Annotated in this window: 18 protein-coding genes; 8 read left to right on the plus strand and 10 right to left on the minus strand. The window is 60.5% G+C overall.

The window, feature by feature from the left end; translation table 11 throughout:
- The first annotated feature begins 60 nt into the window (after nucleotides 1-60).
- The 3 genes from A3466_RS03465 to A3466_RS03475 are packed head-to-tail and all read left to right on the plus strand — an operon-like array spanning nucleotide 61 to nucleotide 1,900.
- Nucleotides 61-675 (plus strand): methylthioribulose 1-phosphate dehydratase, encoded by a 615-nt coding sequence (locus A3466_RS03465; RefSeq protein WP_063449397.1) that lies wholly within the window; start codon nucleotides 61-63, stop codon nucleotides 673-675.
- Complete coding sequence (gene mtnC, locus A3466_RS03470; protein ID WP_063449398.1) at nucleotides 672-1,361, plus strand: acireductone synthase; 690 nt, start codon at nucleotides 672-674, stop codon at nucleotides 1,359-1,361. The genes A3466_RS03465 and mtnC overlap by 4 nt, the downstream gene beginning before the upstream one ends.
- Entirely contained in the window at nucleotides 1,358-1,900 is a 543-nt protein-coding gene (locus A3466_RS03475; RefSeq protein WP_063449399.1) for a 1,2-dihydroxy-3-keto-5-methylthiopentene dioxygenase, read from the plus strand. The genes mtnC and A3466_RS03475 overlap by 4 nt, the downstream gene beginning before the upstream one ends.
- A gap of 110 nt (nucleotides 1,901-2,010) precedes the next feature.
- Here A3466_RS03475 and mtnA read toward each other — a convergent pair whose 3' ends face one another.
- The gene (gene mtnA / locus A3466_RS03480; RefSeq protein WP_063449400.1) at nucleotides 2,011-3,027 is read right to left on the minus strand and encodes an S-methyl-5-thioribose-1-phosphate isomerase; all 1,017 of its coding nucleotides are present in this window, start codon (nucleotides 3,025-3,027) and stop codon (nucleotides 2,011-2,013) included.
- A gap of 104 nt (nucleotides 3,028-3,131) precedes the next feature.
- Here mtnA and mtnK point away from each other — a divergent pair, with 104 nt between their 5' ends.
- Nucleotides 3,132-4,331: an S-methyl-5-thioribose kinase gene (gene mtnK / locus A3466_RS03485; RefSeq protein ID WP_063449401.1), complete on the plus strand. Its 1,200-nt coding sequence runs from the start codon at nucleotides 3,132-3,134 to the stop codon at nucleotides 4,329-4,331.
- A gap of 40 nt (nucleotides 4,332-4,371) precedes the next feature.
- On the opposite strand, the gene A3466_RS03490 is transcribed toward mtnK, so the two are convergent.
- From A3466_RS03490 to A3466_RS03505, 4 genes are read right to left on the minus strand one after another with little or no spacing between them, the layout of a single operon-like run.
- Complete coding sequence (locus tag A3466_RS03490; protein WP_063449402.1) at nucleotides 4,372-5,613, minus strand: LVIVD repeat-containing protein; 1,242 nt, start codon at nucleotides 5,611-5,613, stop codon at nucleotides 4,372-4,374.
- Nucleotides 5,610-6,674, minus strand: coding sequence for a sugar ABC transporter substrate-binding protein (locus A3466_RS03495; protein ID WP_063449403.1), 1,065 nt, complete (start codon nucleotides 6,672-6,674; stop codon nucleotides 5,610-5,612). The genes A3466_RS03490 and A3466_RS03495 overlap by 4 nt, the downstream gene beginning before the upstream one ends.
- Nucleotides 6,675-6,692: 18 nt before the next feature.
- Nucleotides 6,693-7,688 (minus strand): ABC transporter permease, encoded by a 996-nt coding sequence (locus tag A3466_RS03500; RefSeq protein ID WP_048999873.1) that lies wholly within the window; start codon nucleotides 7,686-7,688, stop codon nucleotides 6,693-6,695.
- Nucleotides 7,685-9,187 (minus strand): sugar ABC transporter ATP-binding protein, encoded by a 1,503-nt coding sequence (locus A3466_RS03505; protein ID WP_063449404.1) that lies wholly within the window; start codon nucleotides 9,185-9,187, stop codon nucleotides 7,685-7,687. The genes A3466_RS03500 and A3466_RS03505 overlap by 4 nt, the downstream gene beginning before the upstream one ends.
- 160 nt (nucleotides 9,188-9,347) lie before the next feature.
- Here A3466_RS03505 and A3466_RS03510 point away from each other — a divergent pair, with 160 nt between their 5' ends.
- The 4 genes from A3466_RS03510 (at nucleotide 9,348) to A3466_RS03525 (ending at nucleotide 12,102) form a co-directional block, all read left to right on the plus strand.
- The gene (locus tag A3466_RS03510) at nucleotides 9,348-10,436 is read left to right on the plus strand and encodes an oxidoreductase (protein WP_063449405.1); all 1,089 of its coding nucleotides are present in this window, start codon (nucleotides 9,348-9,350) and stop codon (nucleotides 10,434-10,436) included.
- Nucleotides 10,437-10,493: 57 nt separating this feature from the next.
- On the plus strand, nucleotides 10,494-11,237 hold the full coding sequence (locus tag A3466_RS03515; protein ID WP_028012303.1) for an SDR family NAD(P)-dependent oxidoreductase: 744 nt from the start codon (nucleotides 10,494-10,496) through the stop codon (nucleotides 11,235-11,237).
- Nucleotides 11,238-11,420: 183 nt separating this feature from the next.
- The gene (locus A3466_RS03520; RefSeq protein ID WP_063449406.1) at nucleotides 11,421-11,723 is read left to right on the plus strand and encodes a type II toxin-antitoxin system RelE family toxin; all 303 of its coding nucleotides are present in this window, start codon (nucleotides 11,421-11,423) and stop codon (nucleotides 11,721-11,723) included.
- Complete coding sequence (locus A3466_RS03525) at nucleotides 11,698-12,102, plus strand: helix-turn-helix domain-containing protein (protein WP_063449407.1); 405 nt, start codon at nucleotides 11,698-11,700, stop codon at nucleotides 12,100-12,102. The genes A3466_RS03520 and A3466_RS03525 overlap by 26 nt, the downstream gene beginning before the upstream one ends.
- On the opposite strand, the gene A3466_RS03530 is transcribed toward A3466_RS03525, so the two are convergent.
- The 5 genes from A3466_RS03530 to A3466_RS03550 form a co-directional block, all read right to left on the minus strand.
- Nucleotides 12,099-12,296 carry a YbdD/YjiX family protein gene (locus A3466_RS03530; RefSeq protein ID WP_006809671.1) on the minus strand — a complete coding sequence of 66 codons (198 nt, stop codon included), beginning with the start codon at nucleotides 12,294-12,296 and terminating at the stop codon, nucleotides 12,099-12,101. The genes A3466_RS03525 and A3466_RS03530 overlap by 4 nt on opposite strands.
- 59 nt (nucleotides 12,297-12,355) lie before the next feature.
- Nucleotides 12,356-14,461, minus strand: coding sequence for a pyruvate/proton symporter CstA (cstA, locus tag A3466_RS03535; protein WP_063449408.1), 2,106 nt, complete (start codon nucleotides 14,459-14,461; stop codon nucleotides 12,356-12,358).
- A gap of 149 nt (nucleotides 14,462-14,610) precedes the next feature.
- The gene (entH, locus tag A3466_RS03540) at nucleotides 14,611-15,024 is read right to left on the minus strand and encodes a proofreading thioesterase EntH (RefSeq protein WP_063449409.1); all 414 of its coding nucleotides are present in this window, start codon (nucleotides 15,022-15,024) and stop codon (nucleotides 14,611-14,613) included.
- The gene (entA, locus tag A3466_RS03545) at nucleotides 15,024-15,779 is read right to left on the minus strand and encodes a 2,3-dihydro-2,3-dihydroxybenzoate dehydrogenase EntA (RefSeq protein ID WP_063449410.1); all 756 of its coding nucleotides are present in this window, start codon (nucleotides 15,777-15,779) and stop codon (nucleotides 15,024-15,026) included. The genes entH and entA overlap by 1 nt, the downstream gene beginning before the upstream one ends.
- Complete coding sequence (locus A3466_RS03550; protein WP_063449411.1) at nucleotides 15,779-16,633, minus strand: isochorismatase; 855 nt, start codon at nucleotides 16,631-16,633, stop codon at nucleotides 15,779-15,781. Before A3466_RS03550 ends, entA begins: the two co-directional genes overlap by 1 nt.
- Nucleotides 16,634-16,637: the final 4 nt, after the last annotated feature.

The following is a 16,637-nucleotide window of genomic DNA, read 5'->3' on the forward strand; positions in this document are numbered from 1 at the left end:
CAATCAAGACGCTTAGACGTCTAAACCATATCAATATTCCTGGCCGAGGGGTAAAAGGAAATGACAGACAACCTGCTGCTCACACACCTGGTCGACGCCTGCCGCTGGATAGGCGCCAAAGGCTGGGCACCCGCCACCGGCGGTAATATGTCGGTGCGTCAGGACGAGCACCTCTGCTGGCTCAGCGAATCCGGCAAGGACAAAGGCAGCCTGACCACCGACGATTTTCTACAGGTGGAGATCGCCACTAACCGGGCGCCGTCCGGTCGAAAACCGTCGGCGGAGACCGGGCTACACACCCTTATCTATCGCCTGTTCCCGGAGGCTAACGCTGTCCTGCACGTTCATACCGTTAACGCCACGGTGCTGTCGCGTCTGGTCAAAGAAGCCGAACTGAATATCAGCGGTTTCGAGATGCAGAAATCGCTTACCGGGCAGACTACCCATCTGGATACCGTCGCCATCCCGGTGTTTGATAACGACCAGGACATCGACGCCCTCGCCTCGCGCATCGCCCATTACGCCCAGGAGCGTCCGCTTAATTATGGTTTTCTTCTGCGCGGCCATGGCTTAACCTGCTGGGGACGCGACGTAGCCGAAGCCCGCCGTCATCTGGAAGGATTAGAGTTCTTATTTGAATGCGAAATGCGTTTACGACACCTGGAGAGAGTATGATTCGCGCGATTGTGACGGATATTGAAGGAACCACCAGCGATATTCGTTTTGTCCATGACGTTTTGTTCCCCTACGCGCGTGAGCGGCTGGCGGCCTTCGTGACCGCCCAGCAGTACGCCGAGCCGGTCAAATCGATTCTGGACAACCTGCGCGATGAAATCAGCGATCCGCATGCCGGCGTCGGCGATCTCATCAACGTGCTGTTTAGCTTTATGGATGAAGACCGCAAATCGACGGCGCTCAAAGCCCTGCAAGGCATCATCTGGCAGGAGGGCTACATCAACGGTGACTTTACCGGCCATCTGTACCCTGACGTTCTGCCCGCGCTGGAAAAATGGAAGGCGCAAGGGATTGATCTCTATGTTTATTCCTCTGGCTCCGTTGCTGCGCAGAAACTGTTATTTGGCTACAGCGACGAAGGTGATATTACTCATCTGTTCAGCGGCTATTTTGACACCCACATCGGCGCCAAGCGCGAGGTGCAGTCTTACCAGAACATAGCGGCGCAAACGGGCATCGCCCCGTCGCAGATCCTGTTCCTGTCGGATATTCACCAGGAGCTGGACGCGGCTGAACAGGCGGGTTTTCGCACCCTGCAACTGATTCGCGGTGAAGATGACGGCGCGAGCCATCACCATCAAATCCACCAGTTTGACGAGATTAATCCGGAGCAGATCCCTTCATGAGCGCATTGACCATTTATTCCGATAAAGACGCCAGCAAGCCTCTGTGGCACAGCACCGACGCCGCCGAAATCGCTCAACAGCTGAACGCTAAAGACGTGCGCTTTGAGCGCTGGGCGGCAGACCGTGATTTAGGACAGGATCCTGCGCCCGAAGCCGTGATCGCGGCGTATCAACACGCGATCGACAAGCTGGTGGCAGAGAAAGGCTACCAGAGCTGGGATGTCATCAGCCTGCGCGCCGACAACCCGCAGAAAGAGGCGCTGCGCGCGAAGTTTCTGAACGAACACACCCACGGCGAAGACGAAGTGCGCTTTTTCGTGGAAGGTGCCGGGCTGTTCTGCCTGCACATTGGCGATGAGGTGTACCAGGTACTGTGCGAGAAAAACGACCTGATTTCCGTGCCGGCGGGCACGCCGCACTGGTTTGATATGGGCTCAGAGCCGAACTTTACCGCCATTCGTATTTTCGATAATCCGGAGGGATGGGTGGCCCAGTTTACCGGAGATGCAATTGCGGATGCGTATCCACGCCTGGCATAGATATTCGCCTTGCTCCCTCTCCCCGTGGGAGAGGGCCGGGGTGAGGGCATCAGCGTACACCGCCCCTTCACCTGTCTCACCAGTCGAGCGCCTCTTCAGGCAAGCTATTCTCAGGCAAATTTCCCTTCCGCCACCTCATCCGGCGTGACCACACCCGTATCCAGCACCCAGCCGCTAATCAGCGAGGCAGGCGTGACGTCAAACGCCGGGTTATAGACCTGCGCGTCTTCCGGCGCCCACTGCACCGCGCCAAAGCTTCCGGCAACGCCCGTCACTTCGCTGGCGGCGCGCTGCTCGATGGGGATCGCATCCCCGTTCGGGCAGGCCGGGTCGAGCGTCGTTTGTGGGGCGGCGACGTAGAACGGAATGCCGTGGAATTTCGCCAGCACCGCCAGTGAATAAGTGCCGATTTTATTCGCCACGTCGCCGTTGGCGGCGATACGGTCTGTCCCCACCCACACGGCGTCCACCTCCCCTTTCGCCATCAGGCTGGCGGCCATGGAGTCGGTAATCAGCTGATACGGCACCCCCAGCTCGCCCAGCTCCCATGCGGTCAGCCTGCCGCCCTGCAACAGCGGACGGGTTTCATCCACCCAGACGCTGCTGACGTTACCCTCCTGATGCGCGCGGGCAATCACGCCCAGCGCCGTACCGACGCCCGCGGTTGCCAGCCCGCCGGTGTTGCAGTGGGTCAGCAGACGGCTGCCGGGCCTCACCAGCGCGCTGCCCGCTTTTGCAATCGCGTCGCAAAGCCGTTTGTCTTCGTCAATCAGGCGCAGCGCCTCCGCCACCAGCGCCGGAACAAAATCCTCTTCCCACAGCGCAAGCTTCATGCGGTCGAGGTTGTTCATCAGGTTTACCGCCGTCGGGCGGGATGCGCGAAGCGTTTCCAGCGCCGCCGCCAGCTCATCGCGGCTTTTGCCGTTTTCCGCCAGCAGCGCCAGCAGCAGGCTTGCAGAGAGACCAATCAACGGTGCGCCACGCACGCGCAGAGCGTGGATATGCCCAACCAGCGCCTCCACCGTTGAGGCATCCAGCCAGCGTTTCTCCTGCGGAAGCGCCTGTTGGTCGAGAATAAAGAGCTGATTATCCGCCACCCGCAGGCTGGTCGTCTGTAATGTCTGCATGTCGTTAATTCCCTGTTGCGTTGTTGTAGCACATTGTGTCAGGATGAAATCCAGATGTATAGACGTCTACATGTCTTAATTAGTTAACTCGTGAGGAACAGGCCATGTCGCAATACCGTACCTTTACCGCTCAGGACGCCGTGGAGTATGCCAGGCAGTTTGGTGGGCTTGACGATCCGTCATCGCTGGTAGAGGCGCAGGAAGTGGGCGACGGCAACCTCAATCTGGTTTTTAAAATTTTCGACAGCGCGGGCGTGAGCCGCATCATCGTTAAACAGGCGCTGCCCTACGTGCGCTGCGTCGGCGAGTCCTGGCCGCTGACGCTGGATCGCGCCCGCCTCGAGGCGCAAACCCTGGTCGAGCATTACCAGCACAGCCCGCAGCACACCGTGAAAATCCACCACTTTGACCCGAAACTGGCGGTGATGGTGATGGAAGATCTCTCCAGCCATCGCATCTGGCGCGGCGAGCTGATCAACAACATTTACTACCCGCAGGCGGCGCGCCAGCTGGGCGAATACCTCGCGCACGCGCTGTTCCACACCAGCGATTTCTATCTGCACCCGCACGCGAAAAAAGCGCAGGTGGCGAAATTCATCAACCCGGAGATGTGTGAGATCACCGAAGATCTGTTCTTCAACGATCCGTACCAGGTTCATGAGCGCAATAACTACCCTGCCGAGCTGGAAAATGACGTCGCCGCCCTGCGCGACGACGCCCCGCTAAAAATTGCCGTGGCCGCCCTGAAGCACCGCTTCTTCTCGCATGCCGAAGCGCTGCTGCACGGGGATATTCACAGCGGCTCGATTTTTGTGGCCGACGGCAGCCTGAAGGCCATCGACGCCGAGTTCGGCTATTTCGGGCCGATTGGATTTGACGTCGGCACCGCCATCGGCAACCTGCTGCTCAACTTCTGCGGCCTGCCGGGGCATCTGGGCATTCGCGATGCCGCCGCCGCGCGCGAGCAGCGCCTGACCGATATTCAGGAGCTGTGGAACACCTTTGCGGAACGCTTCCAGACGCTGGCACACGAGAAAACGCGCGACGCCGCGCTCAGCGCGCCAGGCTATGCCTCCGCGTTCCTGAAAAAGGTCTGGCATGACGCCATCGGCTTCTGCGGCACCGAACTCATTCGCCGCAGCGTCGGGCTTTCCCACGTCGCGGATATCGATAGCATCCAGGACGAGGCCATGCGCCACGAGTGCCTACGCCACGCGATAACGCTCGGCAAGGCGCTCATTGTGATTGCCGACCGTATCGACAGCGCGGAAGATCTGGTGGCGCGGGTGCGGCAATACAGTTGATTTTCTCCCTCTCCCTGTGGGAGAGGGCATCAAACCGCACTTACCCCAGATACTCAATCACCGACAGCCCGCCGTTATAGTCCGTGCTGTAAATAATTCCCTGCGCATCCACAAACACGTCACAGGACTGGATCACCTGCGGGCGATTCGGCCGCGTGTCCATCATCCTCTCCGGTGCCGCGGGCACCAGCGCACCGATTTCCACTGGGCGATACGGATTGGAGATGTCATACGCGCGCACGCCCGCATTCTGATAGGTAGCAAAAATCAGCGTTGAGCTGACAAAGCTCCCCGGCCGGTTCTCGTGCAGGTTGTGCGGGCCGAAATGCGCCCCTTTTGCCACGTAGTCGGTTTCATTTGGCTGCGGGAAGGTCGAGATGCTCACCGGGTTCGACGGCTCGCGGATATCAAACAGCCAGATCAGCTTCTCGCCGTCCTGCTGGTTATCCAGCACCGCTTCGTCCAGCACCACCAGCAGATCCCGGTCCGGCAGCGGCAGCGCGGTGTGCGTCCCGCCGCCAAACGGCGGACTCCAGTTACGGTGGCTAATAAGCTTAGGCTGGGTACGGTCCTTCACGTCCAGCAGCGTTAAGCCGCCGTCGCGCCAGCTGCCGTACGCCGTATCGCCGGCAATAATCGCGTGGTGGAGCGCGTAGCGTTTCCCTTCCGGCCAGTTCGGCTGTTCGCCTTCGGCCTGGTTCATCCCCGGCAGCCACCAGCGCCCTGCCACCTCAGGCTTACGCGGGTCGGCCAGGTCGATCGTCAGAAAGATGTAGTCGGTAAAACCGTCGATCAGCGCCGACACGTACGCCCAGCGGCCACCGACGTACCAGATGCGGTGAATGCCGATGCCGCTCAGCGAGAGAAAGCCAATTTCGCGCGGCGCGTCCGGCGTGGAGATATCAAAAACGCGAAGCCCGGCGCTCCAGCCCCTGTCCTGCACGTCGCTGACGGTCTCTCCTACCTGACGGGTGTAGTAGACCTTCTCGTCGGCGAAGCGGGCATCGGCAAACAGATCCCGGGCGTTGATCACCAGCAGCAGGTCGTCATGCGCCTGGAGGTGCACGTTCCAGGTGCCCGGCGGCGCAGGAAAATAGCCCGCGGGTTTCGGGTTTTTCGGGTCGCGCACGTCGACAATCGAAAAGCCCTGCGACACCATGTGGCCGATATAGGCGAAACCGCGGTGCACCATCAGCTGCACGCCGTCCGGGCGACCGCCCTGGTCGCTATGGCCGATCAGCCGCATATTGCGGCTGTATTCTGGCGTGGGGAGGATGCTCATTTATTTTTCGCTTCCAGCGTCGCAAACCACGGCGCGATAAAATCTTCCGTCTGGCCCCAGCCCGGAATGATTTTACCCAGCGACGCTACGTTCACTGCCCCCGGCTGCGCGGTCAGCAGCGCCTGCGGGATCGCAGCGGCTTTGAAGTCGTAAGTGGCAGGCGTGGCTTCCCCGGCAATCTTGTTGGCGATCAGGCGCACGTTAGTCGCACCAATCAGCTTCGGATCCACCGCCACGCTCACTGCCCACGGGCTACCCGGCTCGCGCATCAGCTGTAAATCCTGGTTGGAGATGTCAATGCTGTAGAGCTTGATCTCGGTGCGTCCATTCTCCTTCAGCGCTTTATACGCCCCCTGGCTGAAGGCGTCCCAGGTGCCCCAGATGGCGTCGATTTTGCCTTTCGGGTATTTCGCCAGGATCGCGCCCACCTTGTTGGCGGTGTCGCCCTGCACGTCAGAAGAGACCGCGCCGATGGACTCCAGCTCTTTAATCTCCGGGTACTGCTTTTGCAATTCTTTATAGGCTGCCTGACGGCGCTCCATCGGCGGGAAGCCCGCCACCCACAGCTTGACGATGTTGGCCTTGCCGTTGAAATCTTTCGCCAGCTGGCCGAAGGAGAGATTCGTCAGCGAGGCGTCGTCCTGCTGGGTGACGGTCACGCCCGGGATCTCGCCGTTTACGGCGGTATCAAATACGGCGACCTTGATCCCGGCATCCACCGCCTTCTTCACCAGCGCGGTAGAGTACGGATCGCGTCCCTGCGACAGGATGATCCCGTCATATTTCGGGCTGATGGCCTGGTTAACAAAATCCTGGAATTTAGCGTCATCCCCGTTGCTCAAAAAGGTGCTGACCTTAAAGCCGAGCTTTTTCCCTTCCTGAATGGCCCCGGCAACAAACTGCGTGGTGTTGTCGTCCGAGCCGAGGTTACGGATCACCGCGATGCGGATCGGTCCGTCGTGGTTCGCAATGGCGGCCGGAACCGGCGCGGGCGTGGCCGCAAATCCCGGCAGAGAAGTGAGTAACCCCAGTGCGACCAAAGAGAGCGCAATCTTTTTCATTTTTATCCCGTTGTGTTGTCAGCGTTTTTGTATGTAGGTAATCGCCAGTGCCACCGCGAGCACCAGCCCTTTTATTATGTCCATGGCGTAATACGGCACGGAGAGCATCACCAGCCCGTTCGACAGCACGCCGAGGATCACCGCCCCCACCAGCGTGCCAAGCGCGTTCGGCTTGCCGGACCCGGCCAGCGAGAAGCCGATCCACGCCGCGGCCACCGCATCCATCAGATAGCCGCCGCCCGCATTGACCTGCGACGATCCAATGCGGGAGGCCAGCAGAATGCCGCCCAGCCCCGCCAGCAGAGAGGCAATCACGTAGGCCGCCACCTTATAGCGCGTGGTGCGAATGCCCGAGAGGCGCGCCGCTTCCGGGTTGCCGCCAATGGCATACATGCGGCGTCCGTGAGTGGTCAGCGACAGCCCCAGCTGCGCCAGAAGGGTCACCGCCAGCATGATGATGACGATGGTCGGCACCTGCCCCAGCAGGCTGAACGCCGCCGGAATGGTCCCTTCCGCCATGTCGCCGCTCGGCAGCACCATGTTCTCGGTAATCGACCCGCCGTAGCTGTAGGTCATTGCCACGCCCTGGATGACAAACAGGCTGGCGAGCGTCGCGAGCATGTCCGGAATACGCAGGATGACGATCAGGAAAGCGTTAAACAGGCCGACCAGCGTGCAGAGCGCGAGAGTGATTACAATCGACTCGGTGGTGCCGAAGCCGTGCCAGACGAAAAGCGAAATGACCAGCGCGTTCGCCAGCGACGCCGTGGAGCCCACGGAGAGATCGAACCCGCCGACGGTCAGCGAAATCGACACGCCAACGGCAATCACCGTCACGATGGCAATCGAGCGCAGAATGTTAATGATGTTGTTCGGGTCGAGGAAGCTGTCCGACGCCAGGCCAAAGACGGCCACCAGCGCGACGACGGTCAGCAACATGCCCCACTTGTAGAGAAAATCAAAAAGTTGCTGACGGCCAGACGCCGTCGCGTTTACTGAAAGGGCCTTGCTCACGACGCCGTTCCTCCGGTTGAATAATAAAGTAGTGTCTCTTCACGGGCCTCGGCCCCGGCGATTTCCGCCACGATGCGCCCGTCCCACAGGACGCAGATGCGGTCGCACAGCCCCACCAGCTCGGCGAACTCGCCGGAGGCGTAAATCACCCCTTTGCCCTCGCGAGCCAGGCCGTCAATCAGCTGGAACAGATCGGTTTTGGCCTTCACGTCCACGCCTTTGGTCGGCTCGTCGAAGATCAGCACGCTGGCGTCATTACGCAGCCACTTGCCGATGGCGACCTTCTGCTGGTTACCGCCGGACAGACGGCGCAGCACCTGTCCCGGTCCGCGGGCGCGCACGCCGATGCGGACAATGACCTCTTCCGCCCAGCGCCACGCCTGGCGATGGCCGAACAGGCTCCAGCGCGAGAAGCTGTTATCGGCGCACACGGCAAGGTTCATGCTCACCGGCTCGTCGATAAAAATGCCCTCCTTGCGCCGCTCCTCCGGCACCAGCGCCAGGCCGCGCAGCACCGAGTCAGCCGGATCGCGCGGCTGCCAGGCCTGATGGTTCAACTCACCGCGCGCCACGCGGCTTTTGGTGGCGCCAAACAGCGCCTTGCAGAGTTCGGTTTTCCCCGCCCCCGCCAGCCCGGCAATCCCGAGAATTTCGCCTTTGCGCAGGTGCAGGGAGATATCCTTCAGCAGCGCGTCGTCGTGCAGTCCTTCCACTCGCAGCAGCGTTTCGTCGCCGTGCGGCGGTCGCGCGGGCGGGTAGATATCGCTCAGCACGTGGCCGAGCATCTTCTCAACAATCTCTTCACCGCTGAGATCGGCCATCGGGCCGGACTCAATCAGCTTACCGTCGCGCAGCACCGTCAGGGTGTCGCAGATAGCTTTTAGCTCGTGAATGCGGTGGGAGATAAACACCACGCCGATGCCCTGCTGTTGCAGACGTCTTACCACCGCAAACAGACGCTCGCTCTCGTGCGCGTCCAGCGGCGCGGTGGGCTCGTCAAGAATCAAAAAACGGCAGTGGTGGGACAAAGCGCGTGCCAGCAAAATCTGCTGCTTTTCGGCAAGCGTGCAGCCGTCGATGGAGCGGCGAACGTCCAGAGCGACATCCAGCTGCGCCAGTGCCTGTCTCGCCTGCTGACGAACGGTGCGCCAGCGGTAGCGGTGCCCGGGCTGCGCCAGCTGGTCGAGCATGATGTTTTCAGCAATGCTTAACCCCGGGATCAGCGCCACGTCCACCTCCTGCTGCACGAGGTGGATGCCCAGCCGTTTGGCGTCCAGCGGCTCGCGGATGCTTACCGGCTGGTTATTAATGGAGATTTCGCCCTCATAGTGGTCGTGCGTCCCGCACAGCACCGCCATCAGCGTTGATTTCCCCGCACCGTTGGCGCCAGTCAGCGCATGCACCGACCCGCCGTTCAGCGTGAAGTCCACGCGCGACAGCGCCTGAAAGCCGGAAAAGGCCAGGCTGATATCGCGCATCTCTAGGCGACTGGAAACCATCCGCGTAAATCCTTCATTACTCTTCTGATTTAGCGAATTTTTCACAGCTCCGGTTGACTGACAACGACGGAAAAGGCATAAGATAAAGCGAAATATTATTAGCCATCCGGATGTCCAGACATAACATCAGGTTAGCGCTTGCTAAAATAAGGACAACTCCATGAGCAACACCGATATTCGCGTCGTGCCCGGCCCGGCGAACTACTTCTCTCATCCGGGAAGCCTTGCGCGCCTGGATGATTTCTTTACCCCGGAACAGCTTTCCCGCGCGGTGTGGATCTACGGCGAGCGGGCGATTGAGGGCGCGCGCCCTTATCTGCCGCAGAGTTTTACCGCGCCGGGGGCAAAACAGCTGCTGTTTAAGGGCCATTGCAGCGAGCGCGACGTCACCCGTCTGGTGAACGAAGCGGGAAGCGAAGCCAGCGTGGTGATTGGCATCGGCGGCGGCGCGGTGATGGATACCGTCAAGGCCGTGGCGCGTCGTCTGGGCGTGCCGTTCGTGGGCATTCCCACCATCGCCGCCACCTGCGCAGCGTGGACGCCGCTCTCCGTCTGGTACAACGATGCCGGTCAGGCGCTACAGTTTGAGATTTTTGACGACGCTAACTTTCTGGTGCTGGTGGAGCCGCGGATCATTCTGAACGCCCCGGCGGAATATTTGCTGGCGGGCATCGGCGATACGCTGGCGAAGTGGTACGAAGCGGCGGTGCTCGCCCCACAGCCGGAAAACCTGCCGCTGACCGTGCGCCTTGGCCTTAACGGCGCGCTGGCAATCCGCGACGTGCTGCTGGAGCGCAGCGAAGAGGCGCTAGAAGACCAGCAGCGCGGCGAACAAACGCAGGCGTTCCGGGACGTTGTGGATGCCATTATTGCCGGCGGCGGTATGGTTGGTGGTTTGGGGGAGCGCTATACCCGCGTGGCGGCGGCGCACGCGGTGCATAACGGCTTAACCGTGCTGCCGCAGACGGAAAAATACCTGCACGGCACTAAGGTGGCCTACGGCATTCTGGTGCAAAGTGCCCTGCTCGGCCAGGACGACGTGCTGGCACAGCTGGTGGCGGCATACCGGCGCTTTAACCTGCCGACCACGCTTCGCGAGCTGGACGTCGACTTCAATAACCGCGACGAGCTGGATAAGGTCATCGCCCACATCCTGCGCCCGGTGGAGTCGATTCACTATCTGCCGGTGACGTTAACGCCTGAGGCTCTGCGCGCCGCGTTTGAGAAAGTAGAATCCTTCCGCCGTTAATTGCGCCGACGGGCTATACCTAATGATGATTCTCACCACTCTCGTAACGAGGTCATCATGCAGATCGATTTAACAGGTAAAAAGGCGCTGGTTACCGGCGCCAGCCGCGGGCTGGGTCGAGCGATTGCCCTGTCGCTGGCGCGCGCCGGTGCCGATGTGGTCATCACCTATGAAAAATCCGCCGATAAAGCCCAGGCGGTCGCCGATGAAATTAAGGCGCTGGGGCGGCACGGCGAGGCCATTCAGGCGGACAGCGCCAGCGCGCAGGCGATTCAGGATGCCGTCACCCATGCGGCACGCTCTCTCGGCGGGCTGGACATCCTGGTCAATAACGCCGGTATCGCGCGCGGCGGCCCGCTGGAGTCCATGACGCTGGCGGACATCGACGCCCTCATCAACGTCAACATCCGCGGCGTGGTGATCGCCATTCAGGAAGCGCTGGTACACATGTCCGACGGCGGGCGCATTATCAACATCGGCAGCTGCCTGGCAAACCGCGTGGCGCAGCCGGGGATTGCCGTCTACTCAATGACCAAATCTGCACTGAACTCCCTGACCCGCGGTCTGGCCCGCGATCTGGGTCCACGCGGCATCACCGTGAACCTGGTGCACCCCGGCCCGACCAACAGCGATATGAACCCGGAGGACGGTGAACAGGCTGACTCACAGCGTCAGCTTATTGCTTTGGGTCATTACGGCCAGCCGGAAGACGTCGCGGCGGCGGTCACCTTCCTCGCCAGCCCGGCAGCCGGGCAGATCTCAGGCACCGGTCTGGACGTCGACGGCGGTTTGAACGCCTGATCGCATTTTTCCTGCAAGCCTCTGTCGACCGGCAGAGGCGTTTCCGAACCGCCTCGACGGTTTGCGTTTTGCCGCTTTCTCACGGTTTTTCTCCGCTCTACAGTACCCCATAAGAAATTCGGAATTTATCTAATAGTCTTATTATTTCCTTATATTTTGTGTGGGCGTACAGTGGAGGTACGGATGAAGATCGTGTGGTCAAAAACAGCAGAGAAGCAATTTTCTAAAATCGATACGCGATATCAGAACCGCATTAAATTCAGGCTGGAGAAGATGGATGATAAAACATCACCTGTCGCGGATATCAAGAAATTATCTTCTCCCGAAAACCACTACAGGTTGCGATTAGGTGATTACAGGGTCATTTACACCTTCGGAAACCCGCCGGGTGATACCTGTTACGTAGTGGCGGTAAAACGCCGGACAACCACCACCTACCTTCATGAGGAGCATACGGAATATGACTATTCAGTTCATCAAGGATGAAGAAGGAAAAAAACAGTATGTTGTCATTCCCTACGATGAATATTTTCGCATGCGTTTAGCCATGCTTGAGTATGATGACGATGATGAAAACGACTGGGAAGACATCCCTTACGAATCAGATATCTACGATAACGTAGGTTTACCAGGGGAAGTGTGCGACGTCATGCATAACGAGAACGTCAGCCTACAGGCCGCATGGCGCATTCTGCGCGGCATGTCCCAGCAGGAGGTCGCTGAGAAACTTGGCATCACCCAGTCCGCTGTATCACAGCTTGAAGCGCTGGACTCCCGTCCGCAAAAGCGCACCCGCGAAAAGCTGGCGGCAATTTATGGCTGCAAGCAGGAGCAGATCAGCCTCTATTTACCGAAAGAGGGTTAACAGCACTTCGCCCCGCCCTTGCCGCCGTAGCGGGCGTCCTGGCGGTCGCGGAAAAACTCTTCGTAGGTCATCGGCGTCTGGTCAGGATGGTTGACGCGCATATGCTCGACGTAGTTGTCGTAATCCGGCACGCCAATCATCATTTTGGCGGCCTGGCCCAGGTACTTACCTGCTTTGGAGAGGGTGTCGAACATCATTCTGGTCTCACTGGAAATGTAGGCCGGGTAAGCGCTAGCGCCACCCGGCACACAGGTTAATGCGCCCCTTTCGCCTGGGTCACAATCTCGTCCAGGTTTTCAGGCATGGGCTCGTACGGCGTCTCTTTCGCCGTCGGCGTGTCGACCTTCAGCGCCGCCAGCGCGGTTTTCAGAGAATACAACGCCAGCACCACAACCACCACCATAAAGAAGATGGTCAGCCCGGCATCCAGACGGTTGTTGAACACCAGCTGCGACAGCTGTGACTCGGTGTACTGCGCCGGGATCTTACCGCTGTCGATCATCGCCTGAAACTTGTTGGCGATGGCCAGGAAGCCCACCTTGTTGTCCGGGCTGAAGGCTTTTTGCCAGCCCGCCGTCAGGGTACAGATCAGCAGCCACGCGGTTGGTACCAGCGCCACCCACGCGTAGCGCTGGCGCTTCATCTTGAACAGCACCACAGCACAGAGCATCAGCGCCATGCCCGCCAGCATCTGGTTGGCGATACCGAACAGCGGCCACAGGGTGTTGATCCCGCCCAGCGGATCGACCACGCCCTGATGCAGGAAGTAGCCCCACGCCAGCACGCACAGCGCCGTCGCCAGCAGGTTAGCCGGGAGCGAATCGGTCCGCTTCAGGTTTGGCGAGATCACCCCCAGCAGATCCTGGAGCATAAAGCGCGCCGCACGCGTACCCGCATCCACCGCCGTCAGGATAAATAGCGCCTCGAACAGAATGGCGAAGTGATACCAGAACGAGACGTCCATCAGCCCGCCCAGCGCGCCGTGGAGAATGTAGGCCATGCCCACCGCCAGCGTCGGTGCCCCACCCGCGCGGGAGATAATTGACTGCTCGCCCACCTCATTAGCGATATGCGTCAGCGTTTCCGGGGTAATGGCAAAGCCCCAGCCGCTCACCACTTGCGCGGCCGACGCTACCACGTCAACGGTGCCGGCCGGGGCCAGTACCGCCATCGGGCTGTTCATCGCAAAGTAAACGCCCGGATCAATAATGCAGGCGGAGACCAGCGCCATAATCGCCACGAAGGACTCCATCAGCATGCCGCCGTAGCCAATCAGGCAGGCCTGATTTTCATTCGCCAGCATCTTCGGCGTCGTCCCGGAGGCAATCAGCGCGTGGAAGCCCGACACCGCACCGCAGGCGATGGTAATAAACAGGAACGGGAACAGGTTACCAGTCCAGACCGGGCCGGTACCGTCGATGAATTTGGTCAGCGCAGGCATGGTCAGGGTCGGGCGCATAATCAGAATGCCGATGGCCAGCCCGACGATGGTGCCGATTTTCAGGAAGGTTGAGAGATAATCGCGCGGGGCCAGCAGCAGCCACACGGGCAGCACCGCCGCCACAAAGCCGTAGCCCACCAGCATCCAGGTCAGCTGCACGCCGGTAAAGTCGAAGAACGGTGCCCAGGTCGGGCTTTCCGCCACCCAGCCGCCGGAGATAATGGCAAATACCAGGAACACCAGGCCAATGACAGAGACTTCACCAATGCGCCCGGGGCGCAGGTAGCGAATGTAGATCCCCATGAACAGCGCCAGCGGAATGGTAAAGGCGACGGTGTAGGTGCCCCACGGACTGTGGGTCAGCGCTTTCACCACGATCATCGCCAGCACCGCGAGGATGATCACCATGATCATAAAGGTCGCCACCAGCGCGATAACCCCGGCGGTTGCCCCCATCTCCTCTTTCACCAGCTCGCCCAGCGAACGACCGTCGCGGCGGGTGGAGACGAACAGCACCATAAAGTCCTGCACCGCGCCCGCCAGCACCACCCCCGCGAGGATCCAGATCATCCCCGGCAGGTAGCCCATCTGCGCCGCCAGCACCGGCCCCACCAGCGGGCCTGCACCGGCAATCGCCGCGAAATGGTGACCGAACAGCACTTTTTTATCTGTCGGCACGTAGTCCAGCCCGTCGTTGTGGCGAACGGCAGGCGTCATGCGCGTGCCGTCTACGCCCAGTACCGTCTTTGCGATATAGCGGCCATAAAAACGGTACGCGATGAGATAAATGCAGACGGAGGCGACGACGATCCAGAGCGCATTGATCTGCTCCCCCCGATTAAGGGCAATGTAGCCCAGGGCAAAGGCTCCCACAACGGAGAGCGCCGCCCACGTAAGGTATTTCCCTGAGTTGTTCATAGCTGTTATCCGTTGTTGTGAAACAGTGAGATGTTACATTTTGTTTCTAGAACAACGGATAAAATTTAACAACTTTGAAACGCAATAATGCGTGGTCAAACCAGAGATTTACACTACAGTGTTAAGCCGATCACTTTCAGCTGAATGACTTACCCCAGCACCATCGTGCTCAACCGACAGGTGCAGCACCGCCGCCCCTGCTCGTCGAACACCACGATCTCCCAGCTCTGGCTGGAACGCCCCAGATGCAGCGGCTGACACACGCCGCGCACCTTGCCCTGCGACACCGCGCGGTGGTGCGTGGCGTTCAGCTCCGTGCCGACCACGCTCTGCCCGTCGCGGGTCATCAGAAAACCAGCCATTGAGCCCAGCGTTTCCGCCAGCGCCGCCGAGGCGCCGCCGTGCAGCAGGCCAAACGGCTGATGGGTGCGCGCATCCACCGGCATCTCCGCTTCCAGCGTGTCGTCCCCGAGGCGGGTATAGACGATGCCCAGGTGCGCCACCATCGTGTTCTGGCTGGTGGCGTTCAGTTCGTCGAGGGACAAATGACGTTTCCAGATCATCACGCCCCCAGCGTGGAGCCGCCGTCCACCACGATATCCTGCAAGGTAATATGGCTGGCGGCATCGGACGCAAGGAACAGCACGGTCGCGGCAATCTCCTGCGGACGGGCGATTTTGCCCAGCGGAATGCCGAGCTTAAACTGCTCGCCAAAGCCGCGAATACGCTGCTGTTCCGCGTCGTCGCTTTTCCACAGGGTGCGCTGCATGTCGGTATCCGTTGAGCCCGGCGACACCAGGTTACAGCGCACGCCACTGCCCGCCAGCTCCAGCCCGACGGTCAGCGCCAGGCTTTTCAGCGCTGCCTTCGACGCGCCGTAGGCGCTCATGCCGATGCGCGGGGTGTGCGCCGCGTCGGAGGCTACGGTCACTATCGCCCCGCCCTGCTGACGGCGGAACTGGCCCATCGTCTGCTGAAACAGGTTAAACGCGCCGCCGACGTTAACCGCAAAGGTCTGCTGCCAGTCCTCCAGCGAGAGCTCGTCCGTCACCCCCATACGCAGAATGCCCGCAGCGTTAACCAGCACGTCAAGGCGCTCAAGGGTGCCGAGTAAACGCCCGCAGACGTCGCCCACCTGCGCCGCGTCCGCCACGTCCAGCGTTTCGGTAGAAAAGGGATAATCGTCCTGTGGAAAGGCCAGATCGAACCCGGTCACCCGCGCGCCCGCCTCCACAAAGGCCAGCGCGGTCGCATAGCCAATACCTTTACCCGCGCCCGTTACCCAAACCGTTTTACCGGTAAAATCGAGCTCCGCCATCACTTCACCTCACGGGAGAGCAGCGCCCACCAGGCGTCGAGGGTCGGATTTTTCGCCAGCATCACGAAGTCGATGTCGCCGTGCACCTTCCGCCAGCGGGCGGCCAGCGTCATCATGCGCACCGAGTCCAGACCGTAGTCGATCAGGTTTTCGTCATCCATCGGCTCGTCGGACTCGTCCAGCAGCGGCAGGATCAGCGCGCGCAGCGCGGCTTTCGTTGCCGGAACGGACGGCAACAGCTCGTCGGTCATCACCACGCGGCCCGAACGTCCGGCCACGTATTTCAGCGACATCAGGTGCTCGTCGCGGGTGAAATCCGCCAGCGCGTCGGCGATAAAGAACGGTTTGATGTCGCGCATAAAGGCGTCGGTGGCGGTGGTCATGCAGCCGATGTGGGCATACACGCCGGTAATCAGCAGCTGGTTGCGGCCGGTCTCTTTCAGCATCTGCTCCAGCGGCGAGCGGTGAAACGCGCTGTAGCGCCACTTCACCAGCACGGTGTCCGCTTCGTCCGGCGTCAGTTCAGCCACGATGCGCTGCTGCTCAGGCGAGCGGGTCAGGCCCGGCCCCCACATGTCGTTCAGCAGGGCACGGTCTTCATCGCTCTGCTCTTTCGGCTGCGCGGTGTAGTACACCGGGATATTGTGTTCTTTGCAGTACGCGCGCAGTTTAGCGATGTTCGCCACCACCTGCTGCATCATGTCGCTATTTTCGCCCCAGAAGTTCAGGAAATACTCCTGCATATCGTGGATCAGCAGCGCGGCGCGCTCCGGCTCAAACGCCCAGTTCACCTTGTTGGTCGGCAGCTCTGCGGCGGTTGGCAGCGCGTAAGCGGTTAATTTTGGAATGGCCATTCTC

The organism is Enterobacter genomosp. S (genome assembly GCF_001631805.1).
GTDB classification, from domain to species: domain Bacteria; phylum Pseudomonadota; class Gammaproteobacteria; order Enterobacterales; family Enterobacteriaceae; genus Enterobacter; species Enterobacter quasihormaechei.